This is a genomic window from Acinetobacter sp. SW-226 (assembly GCF_055632855.1).
In genome coordinates this window covers 1,748,005-1,764,625 of sequence record NZ_CM145752.1, presented here as the reverse complement: position 1 = coordinate 1,764,625, position 16,621 = coordinate 1,748,005, and the positions used below count along the sequence as shown (strand labels likewise).

At 41.7% G+C, this 16,621-nt stretch carries 15 protein-coding genes and 1 riboswitch; of the genes, 4 read left to right on the top strand and 11 right to left on the bottom strand.

What is annotated here, in order from left to right:
• Positions 1 to 270: 270 nt before the first annotated feature.
• Genes aroQ through accC form a run of 3 tightly spaced genes read left to right on the top strand, consistent with a single transcriptional unit; the run spans position 271 to position 2,543 of the window.
• Entirely contained in the window at positions 271 to 726 is a 456-nt protein-coding gene (gene aroQ, locus ACZ8ZH_RS08515) for a type II 3-dehydroquinate dehydratase (RefSeq protein WP_086210025.1), read from the top strand.
• 16 nt (positions 727 to 742) lie between these two features.
• A complete protein-coding gene (gene accB / locus ACZ8ZH_RS08510) occupies positions 743 to 1,162 on the top strand; it encodes an acetyl-CoA carboxylase biotin carboxyl carrier protein (RefSeq protein ID WP_004979753.1) in 420 nt (139 codons plus the stop codon).
• 16 nt (positions 1,163 to 1,178) lie between these two features.
• The gene (gene accC, locus ACZ8ZH_RS08505) at positions 1,179 to 2,543 is read left to right on the top strand and encodes an acetyl-CoA carboxylase biotin carboxylase subunit (protein WP_086210027.1); all 1,365 of its coding nucleotides are present in this window, start codon (positions 1,179 to 1,181) and stop codon (positions 2,541 to 2,543) included.
• Positions 2,544 to 2,614: 71 nt separating this feature from the next.
• On the opposite strand, the gene ACZ8ZH_RS08500 is transcribed toward accC, so the two are convergent.
• The 6 genes from ACZ8ZH_RS08500 to ACZ8ZH_RS08475 all read right to left on the bottom strand — a co-directional run bounded on the left by ACZ8ZH_RS08500 (position 2,615) and on the right by ACZ8ZH_RS08475 (position 10,969).
• Positions 2,615 to 3,031 (bottom strand): hypothetical protein, encoded by a 417-nt coding sequence (locus tag ACZ8ZH_RS08500; protein ID WP_228147010.1) that lies wholly within the window; start codon positions 3,029 to 3,031, stop codon positions 2,615 to 2,617.
• A gap of 255 nt (positions 3,032 to 3,286) precedes the next feature.
• Positions 3,287 to 6,892 carry an urea carboxylase gene (gene uca, locus ACZ8ZH_RS08495; RefSeq protein ID WP_119063477.1) on the bottom strand — a complete coding sequence of 1,202 codons (3,606 nt, stop codon included), beginning with the start codon at positions 6,890 to 6,892 and terminating at the stop codon, positions 3,287 to 3,289.
• A gap of 5 nt (positions 6,893 to 6,897) precedes the next feature.
• On the bottom strand, positions 6,898 to 7,548 hold the full coding sequence (locus ACZ8ZH_RS08490) for an urea amidolyase associated protein UAAP2 (protein WP_110974010.1): 651 nt from the start codon (positions 7,546 to 7,548) through the stop codon (positions 6,898 to 6,900).
• A 17-nt stretch (positions 7,549 to 7,565) separates the two neighbouring features.
• Positions 7,566 to 8,306 carry an urea amidolyase associated protein UAAP1 gene (locus tag ACZ8ZH_RS08485; RefSeq protein ID WP_110974009.1) on the bottom strand — a complete coding sequence of 247 codons (741 nt, stop codon included), beginning with the start codon at positions 8,304 to 8,306 and terminating at the stop codon, positions 7,566 to 7,568.
• 27 nt (positions 8,307 to 8,333) lie between these two features.
• A riboswitch (guanidine-I (ykkC/yxkD leader) is annotated at positions 8,334 to 8,433 on the bottom strand.
• A gap of 150 nt (positions 8,434 to 8,583) precedes the next feature.
• Positions 8,584 to 9,477 carry a LysR family transcriptional regulator gene (locus ACZ8ZH_RS08480; RefSeq protein WP_004979763.1) on the bottom strand — a complete coding sequence of 298 codons (894 nt, stop codon included), beginning with the start codon at positions 9,475 to 9,477 and terminating at the stop codon, positions 8,584 to 8,586.
• 319 nt (positions 9,478 to 9,796) lie between these two features.
• Positions 9,797 to 10,969 (bottom strand): thiolase family protein, encoded by a 1,173-nt coding sequence (locus ACZ8ZH_RS08475; protein WP_086210033.1) that lies wholly within the window; start codon positions 10,967 to 10,969, stop codon positions 9,797 to 9,799.
• Positions 10,970 to 11,483: 514 nt separating this feature from the next.
• On the opposite strand from ACZ8ZH_RS08475, the gene ACZ8ZH_RS08470 reads away from it, so the two are divergent.
• Complete coding sequence (locus ACZ8ZH_RS08470; RefSeq protein ID WP_086210034.1) at positions 11,484 to 12,095, top strand: TetR/AcrR family transcriptional regulator; 612 nt, start codon at positions 11,484 to 11,486, stop codon at positions 12,093 to 12,095.
• A gap of 76 nt (positions 12,096 to 12,171) precedes the next feature.
• On the opposite strand, the gene cysK is transcribed toward ACZ8ZH_RS08470, so the two are convergent.
• The 5 genes from cysK to rutC all read right to left on the bottom strand — a co-directional run bounded on the left by cysK (position 12,172) and on the right by rutC (position 16,618).
• The gene (gene cysK, locus ACZ8ZH_RS08465; protein WP_119063476.1) at positions 12,172 to 13,170 is read right to left on the bottom strand and encodes a cysteine synthase A; all 999 of its coding nucleotides are present in this window, start codon (positions 13,168 to 13,170) and stop codon (positions 12,172 to 12,174) included.
• Between the two features lie 162 nt (positions 13,171 to 13,332).
• On the bottom strand, positions 13,333 to 14,169 hold the full coding sequence (locus ACZ8ZH_RS08460) for an NAD(P)-dependent oxidoreductase (protein ID WP_416332344.1): 837 nt from the start codon (positions 14,167 to 14,169) through the stop codon (positions 13,333 to 13,335).
• Between the two features lie 45 nt (positions 14,170 to 14,214).
• Complete coding sequence (rutG, locus tag ACZ8ZH_RS08455) at positions 14,215 to 15,570, bottom strand: pyrimidine utilization transport protein G (RefSeq protein ID WP_086210037.1); 1,356 nt, start codon at positions 15,568 to 15,570, stop codon at positions 14,215 to 14,217.
• A 36-nt stretch (positions 15,571 to 15,606) separates the two neighbouring features.
• The gene (rutF, locus tag ACZ8ZH_RS08450; RefSeq protein WP_228199418.1) at positions 15,607 to 16,131 is read right to left on the bottom strand and encodes an NADH-dependent FMN reductase RutF; all 525 of its coding nucleotides are present in this window, start codon (positions 16,129 to 16,131) and stop codon (positions 15,607 to 15,609) included.
• 103 nt (positions 16,132 to 16,234) lie between these two features.
• The gene (rutC, locus tag ACZ8ZH_RS08445; protein ID WP_086210038.1) at positions 16,235 to 16,618 is read right to left on the bottom strand and encodes a pyrimidine utilization protein C; all 384 of its coding nucleotides are present in this window, start codon (positions 16,616 to 16,618) and stop codon (positions 16,235 to 16,237) included.
• Positions 16,619 to 16,621: the final 3 nt, after the last annotated feature.

Below are 16,621 nucleotides of genomic sequence, written 5' to 3'. Positions count from 1 at the left end.
CGTCATTTACATGCTGTAAACCTAAAACAAAAATGCAGTTTTTGGTCAATTTAACTTACAATGTAAAAAAGAGTAATCATTCGAAAATTTGTAATCTTTTAACATTGCCAATTCCTTGCAAAATTTACATTATATTGCCGAAGTTTGGCACTAAGCATCTACGTCAATTCAAACAAACTATAAAAAAAATGTAGAACTTTATGCCATAATACGCAAACTTTGCAGCCATCTTGCAAAGAATTATTGCAACTTATAAATGGAGCAAGCTAAATGAGTTCGACCATTTTGGTTATTCATGGACCGAATCTAAATTTGCTAGGAATGCGTGAACCAGAAGTTTATGGCTCTCTAACGCTGAAAGACATCAACCAACAACTCATCGCCCAAGCTAAACATGCTTCCATTTCTCTCGACACTTTCCAAAGTAATTGGGAAGGTGCCATTGTCGACCGTATTCATCAAGCCCAAGCGGATGGCGTGCAATTTATTATTATCAATCCTGCTGCGCTCACCCACACTTCCGTGGCAATTCGTGATGCGCTACTTGGTGTAGCCATTCCATTTATTGAAGTTCATTTATCAAATGTTCATGCGCGCGAAGCGTTTAGACATCATTCATATTTATCAGATAAAGCCATTGGCGTGATTTGTGGCTTAGGCGCTCAAGGTTATAGCGCTGCGCTCAATTACGCTCTCAACAAAATTCAATCCTCTACGCAATCATAATTAGGAATATTGTCACATGGATATTCGTAAAATCAAGAAACTCATCGACCTGATGATTGAATCTGACTTACAAGCGATTGAAGTTAAAGAAGGCGATCAATCTATTGCTCTTACTCGTCGCAGTCCAGTTGTTGCAGCTGGTGCTCCTGTTGCTATGGCAGCTCCTGTTGCCCAAGCTCCAGCAGCAAAAACACCACGTGGTGCTGTAGAAACTTCGCCAATGGTTGGTGTGTTCTATGCTGCTCCTAGCCCAGGTGAAGCGCCATTTGTTAAAGTCGGTCAAACAATCACGGCTGGTGAAACACTTGGTATTATCGAAGCAATGAAAATCATGAACCCGATTGAAGCAACGCAAAGCGGTGTAGTTGAAGAAATTTTAGTGAAAAACGGCGAAGTGATCCAATTCGGTCAACCATTATTCCGCTACCGCGCGTAATAGACGGGGACTCATAATGTTGCAAAAAGTTTTAATTGCAAACCGTGGTGAAATTGCCCTGCGCATCACCCGTGCCTGCAAAACTTTAGGGATTAAGACTGTAGGGATCTATTCAGATGCTGACAAAGACTTAATGCACCTACGTTTTGTAGATGAAGCAGTATGTATTGGACCAGGTGCAAGCAGTGAAAGCTACTTGAATATTCCTGCCATTATTACAGCAGCTGAAATTTCAGGTGCAGATGCCATTCACCCAGGTTATGGCTTCTTATCAGAAAATGCTGAATTTGCTGAAATTGTAGAAAACTCAGGTTTCATTTTTATTGGACCACGCCCTGAACATATTCGTTTGATGGGTAACAAAGTTTCTGCCATTACCGCAATGCGTAAAGCAGGTGTTCCAACCGTACCGGGATCTGCAAATGCAGTTACACCTCAAAATGCTTTAGCAGAAGCCAAAGAAATTGGTTTCCCATTGATCGTGAAAGCTGCTTCTGGTGGTGGTGGTCGTGGTATGCGTATTGTAGAACGTGTCGACACCCTACTTGAATCTGTTCAAGCTGCACAGCGTGATGCTGAAATGTGGTTTGGCGATGACACGGTGTATATGGAACGTTTCCTGCAAACACCTCGTCACGTTGAAGTTCAAGTTCTTGCTGACGGTAATGGTCACGCGATTCATCTCTATGACCGCGACTGTTCTTTACAGCGTCGCCATCAAAAAGTGTTAGAAGAAGCGCCTGCGCCAAACTTACCTGAGCAAGCACGTGCTGACATTTTAGAAGCTTGCGTAAATGCTTGTAAATTAATGCAATACCGTGGTGCAGGTACCTTTGAGTTCTTGTTTGAAGATGGTGAATTCTTCTTTATTGAGATGAATACACGTGTTCAAGTTGAGCACCCTGTAACTGAAATGGTGACAGGTATCGACATTATTGAACAACAGCTCCGCATTGCTGGTGGCTTGGGTCTTGAAATTGAACAAGATCAAGTTGAAGTCAAAGGCCATGCGATTGAATGCCGTATCAATGCTGAAGATCCAACGACCTTCTTACCTTCACCAGGTAAAATTGAGAACTTTTATGTACCAGGTGGTGCAGGTATTCGTCTTGATTCACATATCTATCAAGGCTATAGCATTCCACCTTATTATGACTCGATGATCGCGAAGCTGATCGCACACGGTAAAGATCGTAAAACATCTCTTGCACGTATGCGCCAAGCACTTGATGAAATGATTTTGACTGGAATTAAAACCAATATTCCATTGCACAAAGATTTGATTCTTCAAGATAAAAAGTTCTGCGAACAAGCGATGGATATTCACTATCTTGAAAAACACTTGTTAAAGCAAATTGAAGGTCATCAAGATAAAGACTAATCTAAAGAGTTGATTAGTCTTTCTAAAAAAACCGCGATTAATCGCGGTTTTTTTATAGACGATACAAATACTTAAGGCAAAACACGGCGTAGTGTTGCAAAGCACTGCTGACCTTTATCATTGGCACAGAAGTTAATGGTTGATGGGCTTTTCCATTTCACAAAGTATTGAGACATTTCACCAGATTGATCTTCTTTTAAGCCAGAACAATCGACTTCATTATTATCATACTTCACTTGCAAAATGAGTGCGGGCAACTGAACATTTTGATCGTTTGACGGTTGATAGTCGTAAATTCCTGTAGACCATTCCTCGCCACTTTTGATCACGACATCGCTATTACTTTTAAAATTATAGTATTCAACGCATTTCCTGTTGTTTGGTAGCTCCATTCCCCACAAACCCACGATTTCTGGGCGAGTCATCACGCGAATATTATTTTGATTTGATGCTTGAGTGACCTCAGTCTGATTTGGCGTATTTGCCATAACTACTGATGTAGTTAACATGAATAACATGCCGAGTAATGTTTTTTTCATACAAGCCATAATGTTTTTTAGCGTCGTACTAAATTAGCATATTTTCATGCAAAACATCATTTTATAACCATTTCATAACAATCTATTTTCTGCTACGCATCGGAAGCTTTATTTAACAAAATGATGTAGTGATTAGATTTATCTGCTTTGAAACGCAATAAAAAGGACTGCCCTAGCAATCCTTTCATTTAGGAATATTTGAGTTTAAGCAACAGGGGCTAACGTAAACAGTACCTGACCTGTTTTGACCGTTTGTCCTTTTTCAATAGTAATGGACTCAACACGCATACGTTCTGGGGCAATAATTGGAATTTCAATTTTCATAGCTTCAATCACAGCTAATGTCGCTCCTTCTTCTACCACATCTCCAGAATTACACTCAATTTTCCAAATAGAACCCGGCATGTGCGACTCTACTGCACAGCCACCTTCAGGAATCTGAATTTCACTGTCATCTAAAACCGCATCAAGACTTTCAGAAACATATTCAACCAAACCGGCTGCATGCCAACGACGGCGTTCCTCATCAAAGTTCGCTTGCTGTACTGCTTTAAAACTTGAAATGGATGCTGCATTTTCAATGAGGAAATCATTATATTCTTTTAGATTTAAAACCCCATCTTCTACACGGAGCTTTAAGCGCCCTGCTTTAAAGTCTTCCCGCATTTGCATCAATTCTGATTCAGATACTTCATAAAATTTAATTTGATCAAAGAAGCGCAGTAACCATGGCTTATCCTGTTCAAAGTCTGGATTTTTGCGGTAACGACTCCACATTTGGGTGGTACGCCCAACAAACTGATAACCGCCAGGGCCTTCCATGCCATAGACACACATATACGCTCCACCGATGCCGACTGCATTTTCAGGCGTCCATGTACGTGCAGGATTATATTTGGTGGTTACTAAACGATGGCGTGGATCCAGTGGTGTTGCCACAGGTGCCCCTAAGTAAACATCCCCCAAGCCCATGACCAAATAATTGGTACTATACACAACATCCTTCACCGCTTGTTTTGACTCTAGTCCATTGATGCGGCGGATAAATTCAATATTATCTGGACACCACGGCGCATCTGGACGTACCGTTTGCATATAGCGCTCAGTTGCCAGCTGGGTTTGCGAGTCTTCCCAAGCCAAAGGTAAATAGACTGTGCGTGACGGCACTTCCATTGCGGTCACGTCAGGCAATTCATTTTCTGCTTGCTGTAAAAGCCACAATAAATGTTTTTGATCAAGTTTTAATGAGTCAAAATGAATTTGTAGCGAACGAATTCCTGGGGTTAAATCAATAATCCCTTCGATACTTTGGTCTTTGACCCATTGCATTAAAGCGTGAATACGGAAACGTAAATTGAGGTCTAAAACCAACTCTCCGTATTCAACCAATAAATAACTGTTCCCTGCGGGGCGATAAGTCACATCAGGTGCAGCGTTCACACCTTTTAGAGTCGCCAAAACTGCATCTGAGAGTGTGTCCATTTCAGCATGCAAGCTTGGGGCAAAATCTACATTTTCAGTCGTATCCGCTTTTAACGCGGCATGATATTTTTGATTCAATACTTGTGCTTGATCATAAGAAATTGGGATAAATTTAACTTTATCCCCCGCTTTAAGCTGACCAATTTTCCATAGTTCTGAACTAACCACCACCGCTGGGCAAACGAAACCACCTAAGCTTGGACCATCGGGCCCTAAAATAATCGGCATATCTCCAGTGAAGTCAATCGCGCCAATGGCATAAGCATTATCATGAATATTTGAAGGATGTAGTCCTGCCTCACCACCATCGGTACGTGCCCATTCAGGTTTTTCACCGACTAAGCGGATGCCTGTACGACTTGAGTTAAAGTGAATTTCAAACTCTTGCTCAAAGAAGCGCTCAATATCACGTTTAGTAAAAAAGTCGGGCGCACCATGCGGTCCATACATCACCGCGATGTTCCAAGCATTGCTAAAGCTTGGTACCTGTGCTGCGCTGAGTGCAACAGTTTCTGCTGAGGTATAAGCCGTAATGGGCAACATATCTCCAATGAGTAAATTGCGTCCTGCGTGACCACCAAACTGACCTAAAGTAAAAGTCGCTTGCGAGCCTAAATAGGCGGGTACATTCAGCCCGCCTTTAATACCAATATAACTGCGACAACCTGTGGTGATTTTACCCGTTTTAAGGATTTGCCCTTTTTTAACATTAAGGGTCTGCCACATGGCAACGTCGACACCATCCAATGTCGCAAACATCTCACCACCCGTAATCACGATTTGGCTGTCACAGTGAAACTTTAAAGTTGGGCCTTGTAATGTACATTCTAGCCCTGCGGTATTAAATGAATTCCCCAATAGTTGATTGGCTATATTTAAAGATAAAGGATCAATCGCACCCGATGGTGGCACTCCAACATCCCAGTAACCCAAACGACCATTGACGTCTTGTATTGAGGTTTGAATACCTGACTGTAACACCTCAATTTTTTGGGTTTTCCACTCAAAAGTATTTAAAAAACGTGTGGTCTGTATCCCTGTTTTAAACACGTCACAGTCAATAATATTTTGTAAATACTCAAGATTAGTTTCAATTCCTGCCACTGAAGTTTTTGCCAAAGTATCACTCATGGCTTGAATTGCCCTTTCACGGTTCTCACAGGCCACAATGATTTTGGCAATCATCGGATCATAAAAGGAAGATACATTTGAACCTGTTTCGACCCATGTTTCATTGCGTGCTTGTGGGTCAAAGTCGACATAAGTCAGTAAGCCAGCACTGGGTTGAAAGTTCTTAATTGGATCTTCGGCATATAAACGGACTTGAATCGAATGGCCTTTAGATCTCAGCGCCTCTATCGGTGCAGTCCAGTCACCGCTACCTAAAGTGACCATCCATTCCACAAGGTCTACACCAAACACTTGCTCGGTCACACCATGTTCAACTTGTAGGCGTGTATTCACCTCTAAGAAATAGAATTTTTGGGTGTCAGTATCCATCACAAATTCAACCGTACCTGCCGAACGGTAATTCACTGACTGCATCAGTTGAATTGCAACACCTTGAATATAATCACGTTGTTCATCATTTAAATGCGGTGCTGGAGTTTCCTCAATTACTTTCTGATTACGGCGCTGTACTGAACAGTCCCGCTCTCCCAAAGCCAAAATCAAACCTTTACCATCCCCAAAGATTTGGACTTCAATATGCCGCGCATTTTGCACAAACTTTTCTAAATACAAACCTGCATCTTTAAAATTGGCTTGTGCCAAATAAGATACGGTTGCATAAGCATCTTTCAACTCAACTTCGTTCCACACCAAACGCATACCAATACCGCCACCACCTGCGGTACTTTTCAGCATAACGGGATAGCCGATACGATTTGCTTCGATCAGTGCTTCCGCTTCGTCTGCTAAAAGCTGGCTACCCGGTAACAATGGCACATCCGCCTGAATGGCAAGTTCACGTGCGGTATGCTTTAAACCAAAACTACGCATTTGTGCAGAATTTGGCCCTAAAAACACAATGCCCTGTGACTCGCACAAGTCACAAAATTCGGCATTTTCAGACAGGAATCCATAACCCGGATGAATAGCTTCAGCACCCGTCTCTTTGGCAACCTGTAAAATTTTTTCAATATTTAAATAACTTTGACTGGCTGGGCTATCACCAATAAATACCGCTTCATCAGCCAAAGTCACATGCAAGGAATCACGGTCTGCTTCTGAATACACTGCAACAGACTGAATGCCTAAATTCTTTAATGTACGAATTACTCGGCAGGCAATTGCACCACGGTTGGCAATGAGAACTTTTTTAAACATGCAGATTACTCCTTGCCTTCACGTACAATCAGTTGAATTTTGGTCGGGTTATAGGCATTACATGGATTGTTCAGCTGCGGGCAGTTAGAAATCAGCACGATAAGATCCATCTCCGCTTGAATTTCAACATATTTACCAGGCGCCGATATTCCATCATCAAATTTGAGATGTCCCTCACTGCTCACAGGAACATTCATAAAGAAATTAATATTCGGCCCAATATGACGAACATTCAGTCCATGCTTTTTCGCAATTGGGTGCAAAGCTAAAGCTGTCATAAAGTTATTGCGACAGCTGTGCATCGGAAATGTGTCGTGTGCATAACGTACGGTGTTACTTTCACATGAACAAGCGCCACCCAAGGTGTCATGACGACCACAGTTATCATCATGGATCGTGGCGATTTTATTGCCATAGTTGGTATATAGAGCTGTGCCTTTTTCGAGATAAATCTGCTGGTTAATAGCTAAAGTATCAGTTGCACTGTAACGCTCTTCAGGGTTGCCCGCAGAAATAAATAAGGTATCGACCGCTTGATTGCCTTCGAGATCAATAATACGGAAATACTGCCCTTTCTTTACTTCACCCATCCATGCCTCACCCGCTGGACAGACTTCATTTAAAACAGCTTGATCAAATGCTTGTAAAATGGTCATGCGTATTCTCCTCGGGCTTAAACAGCATCAAATGCGAAATAACGTGCGTTGTTTTGAAAACCGCGTTGGTTTTGCGAGCATGAGTCACGACAAATATCATGTGCAGTTAAAGCGGAGGCTTTGAATAAACTCATTTGAATATCGGCAGGCTGATACTTTACGACTTGGCTTAAACCATGTGGTGCGGCAGATAAGAACACCAGACAGTCCATCTCAAAACGCAGTTCAATGATTTGATGGGTATTGTCAGTATCAACATAAGATAAGTTGCCCGCATCATCAGGACGAACCTTGGAGAATAGGTTGACCGTAGCTGACAGGTCGGTTTGACCTAATGAAAACTTGGTCATTTCAAGTAACAAACTGTCTCGTCCACTCCGATACATCTTATTTCGTGCATCTTGGAAAGTTTGAGTGCCGAATTGTTTTTGAATTTGTTCTGTGCGACTCGGACCACACAAGGCATCATTCCAACCATGATCGTCTTGAACAATTGAGGCCATAACCCGACCTAAGTCCGAATACAACACATGTCCTGCACTTAGAAATGCCGTATGCTGTGCCTTTAAACTATCTGGCATATTAAAACGTTCGAGCTTATCTTCACTGTTGACGCAGAAAAGAGAAACGTTAGCTTGTGCCCCTAAGGCTTTAAACTGTAAGACTGTGCCACGTTGAATACGCCCAGACCAGTGATGTCCACCCGGTAAAAGTTCAGTCCATAGTGCGTTATCGTCGTGATATGTTATTGTGCTCATGCGCCTCTGCCTAAATCGTAACTGTTTACCTCCCGGGCTTTTATCCCTCCGTGTAGTTCTTACGAACCGTGAACTCTCGGTCACAGACATACATCAAAAATGTATCGGAACCCTAGATCACTCTTTCAGTTTAGATTGTGCAAAGGCCGTGCCAATTTAGTATTACGATTTTCAAGCTTTGTAATACCATTTATGAGCAATAAACGGGCGCTTTCAATTTTCAGCACGAATATCTTTGCTATACGCACCAATAAAAAGCATCAAATTTTTAAGAATGCTATTTCATTAAAATTTCATGAAACATATGACGCAGCCATTGGTGGCTGGTTTTATGATGACAAGACATGTGCCAATACTGTTTCACTCCATAACTTGGAAAGGCAATTGGCGCATTAAAGATCTTTAAATTGCCACGTGAAAGTAGAACTTCACTCAAATAGTATGGGACTGTGGCGATTGCATCTGTTTCTTGTACCACCAAGCCTACCCCCAAATAGCTCGGTAAACGCATTAAAATGTCACGCTTTAGTTCTAAATTAAGCAGCTCGTTTTCAATATGGTAATGTCCCATGCCTGCATCAATATCAATATGTGACTCAGCCAAGTATTGCGCTGTGCTGATACTGTCACCTGTCAAACGCGGATGGTCTTTGGCTGCAATCACCACATAATACTGCTCAAACAGTTGCTGTTGATAAAAGCCATTTTCCAATTGCGGTAAAAAACCCAACGCCAAGTCAATTTCACCATTTGCCATTTGATAACTGGTTTCAGAGGTGATCGGACGGATATTCAAACGAATATGTGGTGCATGTTTCTTTAAATACTGCGAAATTTTCGGCAACAACACCAAATGCGAAACATCAGTCATGGCCAAACTAAACTGTTGCTGCGAAGTGGCTTGGTCGAAATCAATCGTAAAGTTATTGATGATTTCAACCTTGTTTAAAGCCTCACTGACCAACGGAAACAATTGCTTAGACAACTCTGTCGGCACCATTTCGTTGCCAATCCGCAAAAACAGCGGATCATTATAATGTTGGCGAATTTTATTCAGAATGTTACTCACCGTCGGTTGACTCATTTCTAAATGATCTGCCGCAAGCGATACACTCTTAAACTTATAAACGTAAAAAAAGATACTGAGTAATTTACAGTCCAGTTCAAACACGAAAAAAATGTTCCTTATATGCATGTGATGGTAGACGATCCATCATCTACCCATTATAGCGATGATCCAATGCTCAAAACTTACATTTATAAGCATCTAGGTCTAATATCAGACGTTTCAACAATAAAAGCACATGAATTATACCTTTAGCTGTACTAAACAATAGATACTTTTCCTGAAAATTTATGTCGCATGTTCTGCATATATTTTACATAACAAAAAAGGCCCGAATCAATCGAACCTTTGATGAAATCAACCATGCCGAATTATAGATATTTAAATCATTTTCTTCACAGGCACAGCTAAAGATATTACAGCTTTAACCCAACAGCTCAACGGCAATAGCAGTCGCCTCACCACCACCAATACATAAAGCAGCTACACCCTTTTTCCCACCAGTACGTTTCAAGGCATGCAGTAAAGTCACGATAATACGAGAACCAGAAGAACCCAATGGATGTCCAAGTGCACAAGCACCACCATTCACATTCACTTTAGCAGGGTCTAAATGAAAACCGTCAATTGCAAGCATTGTGACCATCGCAAAGGCTTCATTGACTTCCCACAGGTCAACATCACCCGCAGACCACCCTGCTTTGGCTAAAACTTTCTCAATGGCACCTACAGGGGCAATAGTGAACTCAGATGGATGCTGAGAATTGCTGGCATAAGCCACAACTTTTGCCAATGGTTTGAGACCACGTGCGTCTGCAACATCAGATGAAGTTACAACCAATGCAGAAGCCCCATCTGAAATAGAACTCGAATTTGCCGCGGTAATCGTGCCGTCTTTTTTGAATGCTGGGCGTAAAGTTGGAATTTTATCCACTTTAGCATTGAGGGGTTGCTCATCCTGATCAACTACAACATCACCTTTACGGCTACTCACTGTCACAGGCACGATTTCATCTTTAAAGTAACCACCTTGAATCGCAGCAACGGCTTTATTTAAAGAACCAATGGCATACTGATCCTGCTGTTCACGGGTATAGCCTTTTTTATCTGCCATTTCTTGAGCAAGGACACCCATCGACAAACCTGTTTCAGCATCCTCTAAGCCTTCTTGGAACATGTGATCGGTTGTTTTACCATGTCCCATACGGTAACCCGCACGTGCTTTTTCAAGTAGGTACGGCGCATTTGACATCGACTCCATACCACCTGCCACCACGATTTCAGCTGAACCTGCTTTAATCGCGTCAGCCGCTTGCATGACGGCTTTCATCCCCGAGCCACAAATCTTATTGATGGTTGTTGCACCTGTTGAGTCTGGTAGACCTGCAATGCGCATTGCTTGACGTGCAGGGCCCTGTTTAAGCCCCGCTGGAAGGACACAACCAAAAATGACTTCGTCTACATCAGTCGGTTGTAAGCCAGAACGGTTTAGCACTTCTTTAATCGTGACCGCACCAAGTTCAGGTGCTGTACATGCCGACAACGAACCCTGAAAGCCACCCATTGCTGTACGTACACCGTCTACAATAACAATCATTTTCCATTCATCCTTTTTGATGTTTATTTGTTTTTAAGCGACATTTTATGCACTCAAAAACGCTCCATAACTATTCTTCGTCTTAATAAAGGCTCAATTTAAACGCCTTATTTTTGATGCCTTTAGTCCACGATTTCGCTCACAACGTTATGATCTTGCGCTATCGGTAATATTCAACAGAATCGAACGCATCCGAATAGTTCAACACGCAATAACCAATGTAGGCTTAGATCTGAGCCAGAACTATCCATCACTACGTTTAAGGCAATATATAGTTTTTCTGACAATAGTGTAAAAATCACAAAAATGAAATGTATTTCCATAAAAGTGATCTCTAGAGGCTAACTTTATTGACGGTTGTCTTCAGCTGTTGCAAACAAATTTATTTCAATTCTTGAACAAGTGGATATTTTTAAAACGATTGTAGTAATATTCAAGACCTTAGTTGAATTTAAATATTGAACCGAGTTAAATAGCCTCTCTATAGTTCTCATAAAATATACTGGAAAAGCCAATGACTTCAGTACGCCAACAGAATTTTCTATTACGCAAAGAGAAAATTTTAGCTATGGCTGAGACTTTGTTATTAGATAATAATCAAGACATCACCTTAAGCGAATTAGCAACGGAACTCGATATTGCCAAGGGTACAATTTACAAGCATTTCAAAAGTAAGAACCAACTCTATTTGGAGTTGATTATATTGAATGAAACTCGCTTGCTGGAAATTTCTCAGAAGTACAATAATGATATTAAAACCTATGTTTCTGAATACATGTTGTACAACATGTTAAATTCAAATCGTACGATTTTACTGCACGTTATTGAAGAACGTTTAACCAATAGCGAACGTAAACTTAAAGAACTTTTTGAGAAGCTCTATCAAATACGTGAGCAACGTATTATCGAAATTAAAGACATGACCTCTGACTACTTAAAGTCTTTAGATAGCGCAATGTCCATTCGTGATTATTTATCTTATGTATGGACAGTGACCTACGGTGCCTCTTTGTTGCTCAATTCAACGTATTATCAAAAATCAATTGGTTCACGCGAACGCCTGATTAAACTGTATGTTAATCAAGCCCTCATGACACCTGATAAAATTTCACACGCAGTCCTTTAAGTTTCAAAACTGCTTAAGCGACTAAAATAATAAAAAGCCAAACAGTTGATGTTTGGCTTTTTACATTTACATCCAATTAATCAGCTGAAATATCTTCAAACAAAACTGAAGATAAATAACGCTCACCACCATCAGGTAAAATCACCACAATGGTTTTACCCGCATTTTCAGGGCGTACTGCAAGTTCTGCTGCAGCCGCCATCGCTGCACCACTTGAAATACCCACTAAAATACCCTCTTGACTTGCTGTTTTACGTGCCCAATCAATTGCTGTTGCAGCATCAATTGGCATCACTTCATCGACCAAGTCAAGGTCTAAGTTTTTAGGAATAAAATTAGCGCCAATCCCCTGAATCTTATGTGGTCCAGGTGTCAAAGCTTCGCCACGTTTGGTTTGCCCTATAATCGGCGACTCAGCAGGTTCTACCGCAACTGAGTACAAGGCTTGTTTTTTTACTTTTTCAAAATAACTTGAAATCCCAGAAATCGTACCACCTGTTCCGACACCAGCCACTAAAATATCAACTTTACCACCTGTTGCTTCCCAAATTTCAGGGCCTGTAGTTGCTTCATGGATAGCTGGGTTTGCTGGATTTTCAAACTGCTGTGGTAAAAAATAAGTTTCTGGGTTTTCATCTACTAAACGCTGTGCTTCTTCTACCGCACCACGCATGCCTTTTGCAGGGTCGGTAAGCACCAAGTTAGCACCTAAAGCTTTCATTACTTTACGGCGTTCGATACTCATACTTGATGGCATAGTCAGGGTTAATGCATAGCCTTTTGCTGCAGCAACAAATGCCAAAGCAATCCCAGTATTCCCACTGGTAGGCTCTACGATGTGCATTCCCTCTTTAAGTACACCACGCGCTTCAGCATCTGCAATAAGTGCAGCCCCGATACGGCATTTGACTGAAAATGCTGGGTTACGGCTTTCAACTTTGGCTAAAACGGTTGCTGGGCTTTGTATAATTCGGTTGATACGAACCAATGGGGTATTACCAATCGCTTCTGCGTTATTACTATAAACCGCTATCCCTAAATTATGAGGCGTTGGAAAAGCTGAATCCGTACTCATAGCAATGTTTCCTATGTTGTTTTTAATGATGTATTGATTATCATACCCTGATTTTTAAATGCAAACTGACATTTGGTCGTGCATATGTTTTTATTTGATAAATAAATCATTTAAACGGAAAAAGTATGGGTTTCCCCATACTTTTAGTACCAAGTGAGCCACTTATATTAGTGTTAGGCTATTCCACTTTTCCAACTCCGTGACTGCCGCGCTAAAATCCACTTGCGGAGCCTGTTCTCGATCTGTTTTTAAAAACAATTCCTGCGTTGTATGAAAAATAGGAGTTTTCATCTGTCCTTCCTCCGCCAAATCCAACGCAATGCCAATATCTTTTTGCAACAGGTTTAAAGCAAAAGTTTTTTGAAAAGTTCGGCTCAAAACTTTTTGCGCCATCACCGTTTCAGACATCGTACTTTTACCGCTAGAGTGATTGATACAACTCAATGCTCCGACCAAATCAACGCCTCGATGCTTCAAAATAGACAAACCCTCGGACAGAGCCCATAAGTGTGTTGCCATGAGTGTATTGTTCACCGCCTTAACTGCAAAGCCTGCACCACTTTCCCCGACGTATTCAATCAGCCCCGCAAATGCCTGAATGATCGGTTTTGCCCTTTCAAATCCAGCGATATTGCCACCTACCATAACCGTTAACGTACCGCGTTCAGCACCAATGGTTTGACCCGAAACAGGTGCATCTAAGTAAGTTACACCACGTGCTGCCAAATCAGTGGAAATTCGCTGCGCAGACTCAGGCACGCCACTGGTACAGTCCACCCATAAACTTTCAGACTTAGGTGGATGTAATGTAATTAAAGCTTCAACATCTGCGCTGGTCGGTAAGCATGAAAATATAATATCGGCTTGCACCGCTTGTTGGAGTTGAACGGGCTCAGTGTCAAAGGTTTGCGCATGCAATGCAGCTTTTTCCGCTGTGCGATTCCACACCCAAACATTATGACCCAGTTTTGGCAAATGGGAGGCCATATGCCAACCCATTGCGCCCAGTCCTATAAATGCAATATTCAGACTCAAAACGTACTCCTAACCGTGTGCAATAGTGCTATTGATTTGGTCATCCGACTTTTCTATGGCCTGCTCATTTTCACTGCCTCGGTTTAAGAAAAGATTAAGAAGAATAGCTGCTAGTGTTGCAGTGCCAATACCACCTAGGTCAAAACTACCAATTTGTAAGCTGTAATTACCTGTTCCCATAATCAGACACACCGCACCAATCATTAAAGTACTATTCTTGGTAAAATCAATTTTGTTATCGACCCAAATTTTTGCGCCCGCAACCGTAATCAAACCAAAAACAACAATGGATGCACCACCCAAGAGTGCAACGGGAATCGTACTAATCACTGCACCAAACTTAGGGGAAAGCCCCAATAAAATGGCAAACACACCTGCAAAAACAAAGATTGTGGTTGAATAAACTTTAGTGACCGCCATGACTCCAATGTTTTCAGCATAAGTCGTCATCCCTGTTCCACCAACTGAAGCTGAAAGCGTAGTGCACACGCCATCCGCAAAGAAACCACGCCCCATATAAGGAGACAAATTTTTCCCAGTCATCGCTGAAACTGCTTTGAAATGTCCTAAGTTTTCCGCCACCAAAATAATTGCAACAGGTGCAATCAACATCATGGCATTTACATCAAAGGTTGGGCTATGGAAAGTCGGTAAACCAAACCATGCTGCTTGACCAACTTTGGCAAAGTCAATTGCAGTACCAAAACCCATGACATTGGTCAGTAAGAAGTAAATAAAATAGGATGCAACCAAGCCTAAAAGAAGCAATAAGCGGCGAACCATCCCTTTGGTAAATACCGCAATCACACTAATACAAATAATTGTGATTAAGGCCATCCAAGAGTCAAATTGATTGGCCGATACACTTTTAATTGCAACAGGTGCAAGGTGTAAACCAATGATCATTACGATGGCACCTGTTACAATAGGTGGCATCAACTTTTCAATCCATGCTGTGCCTGTACGCATCACAATTAAGCCAATTAAAGCGTACAATACACCACATGCAATGGTTCCACCCAATGCTAACGAAAGATTTGGATTTGATCCGACACCCGTGTAGCCTGTGACTGCAACCACTGCACCAATGAAGGCAAAGCTAGACCCCAAATAACTTGGCATACGTCCGCCAGTCATTAGGAAGAAAAGTATCGTACCAATCCCTGTAATAAAGATAGTTAAGTTCGGATCAAAACCCATCAGCAATGGCGCAAGCACAGTTGCACCGAACATGGCGAAAGCATGTTGTAATCCTAAAATAATGCTTTTGCCTACGGGCAAGTACTCATCTGTTTGCACAGCAGTTGTATCTAAATCGCCTTGATAAGGCTTAAATTTTGGAAACCACGATTCTTTTGTTTGCATGGGTTTCCCCTCCCTTAAAAAGTAGGATTTTTTGAATTAACACATTGGTAATGGCTCGCAATAACCACGCTTAAAATACATAAGTGCATTCAGTCCATAACTTTGCTTCATGGCTTTGACTTGGCAAAACAGAACATCATGACTCCCCACAGACATACTCTGCACCACTTCGCAGTCAAAACTCACTAAGGCATCATCCAAGACTGGAGCATTGGTCAAAAGTGTGGACCATGTGCCTTGAGCAAAACGTTCAGACATTGGAGTTTTGCCTCCAAACACGTTAGATAAATGTTGTTGCTGGCTCGATAGCGTATTCACACACAGTACTTGATTTGTTTTAAATGTATCAAACACAGAAGATGAACGGTTTAAACAGACCAATAAGGTCGGTGGTGTATCTGTTACACTACATACTGCCGATGCAGTAAAACCTGCCTGACCCGCAGCACCATCCGTCGTAATCACATTAACCGCAGCACCAAGATTCGCCATGCCTTGACGGAACAGGTGTTGATCCAATATCACTTCCGCTTTTTCTTCAGGCACTATAGTGTTTAGCATGGCTTCAACCTGATCTTGGTGTAATAGTTTTGCATTCATCGTATTCTCCATGTCCTGAATGTCGAATTCCTCCATTCAGGACGTTAAAATTTGATTATTCAACTCAAGCCACATGTGCAACCGAAGCAATTTCCACTAAAGCATCAGGCTTAACCAATCCAGTTTGGACACAATAGCGCGCGGGCTTATCACCTGGAAAATATTCGGCATATACAGCATTAATCGCGCCATAATCCCCCCAATCTTTCACAAAAATATGGTTAAAAGTCACGTCATCCATCGTACCGCCAGCTGTTTCAAGGACTCGTTTAATAGTCTCTAAAATATGTCGAGTTTGTGCAGCTGCATCGCCCACATGGACAACATTGTTCTGTTCATCAAAAGCTAAAGTGCCTGATACATAGACGATATTGTCAGCCTTAGTCGCAGGTACAAATGGAGCCAGTGGTTTCGCTGTGCCTTCTGGCACAATAATTTCTTTAGGCATGAG

Excerpts from the sequence above, each read along its gene's own strand:
- aroQ (WP_086210025.1), top strand. The coding sequence starts at position 271 with ATGAGTTCGACCATTTTGGTTATTCATGGACCGAATCTAAATTTGCTA.
- accB (WP_004979753.1), top strand. The coding sequence starts at position 743 with ATGGATATTCGTAAAATCAAGAAACTCATCGACCTGATGATTGAATCT.
- accC (WP_086210027.1), top strand. The coding sequence starts at position 1,179 with ATGTTGCAAAAAGTTTTAATTGCAAACCGTGGTGAAATTGCCCTGCGC.
- ACZ8ZH_RS08500 (WP_228147010.1), bottom strand. The coding sequence starts at position 3,031 with ATGGCAAATACGCCAAATCAGACTGAGGTCACTCAAGCATCAAATCAA.
- uca (WP_119063477.1), bottom strand. The coding sequence starts at position 6,892 with ATGTTTAAAAAAGTTCTCATTGCCAACCGTGGTGCAATTGCCTGCCGA.
- ACZ8ZH_RS08490 (WP_110974010.1), bottom strand. The coding sequence starts at position 7,548 with ATGACCATTTTACAAGCATTTGATCAAGCTGTTTTAAATGAAGTCTGT.
- ACZ8ZH_RS08485 (WP_110974009.1), bottom strand. The coding sequence starts at position 8,306 with ATGAGCACAATAACATATCACGACGATAACGCACTATGGACTGAACTT.
- ACZ8ZH_RS08475 (WP_086210033.1), bottom strand. The coding sequence starts at position 10,969 with ATGATTGTTATTGTAGACGGTGTACGTACAGCAATGGGTGGCTTTCAG.
- ACZ8ZH_RS08470 (WP_086210034.1), top strand. The coding sequence starts at position 11,484 with ATGACTTCAGTACGCCAACAGAATTTTCTATTACGCAAAGAGAAAATT.
- cysK (WP_119063476.1), bottom strand. The coding sequence starts at position 13,170 with ATGAGTACGGATTCAGCTTTTCCAACGCCTCATAATTTAGGGATAGCG.
- ACZ8ZH_RS08460 (WP_416332344.1), bottom strand. The coding sequence starts at position 14,169 with ATGGGTTGGCATATGGCCTCCCATTTGCCAAAACTGGGTCATAATGTT.
- rutG (WP_086210037.1), bottom strand. The coding sequence starts at position 15,570 with ATGCAAACAAAAGAATCGTGGTTTCCAAAATTTAAGCCTTATCAAGGC.
- rutF (WP_228199418.1), bottom strand. The coding sequence starts at position 16,131 with ATGCTAAACACTATAGTGCCTGAAGAAAAAGCGGAAGTGATATTGGAT.
- rutC (WP_086210038.1), bottom strand. The coding sequence starts at position 16,618 with ATGCCTAAAGAAATTATTGTGCCAGAAGGCACAGCGAAACCACTGGCT.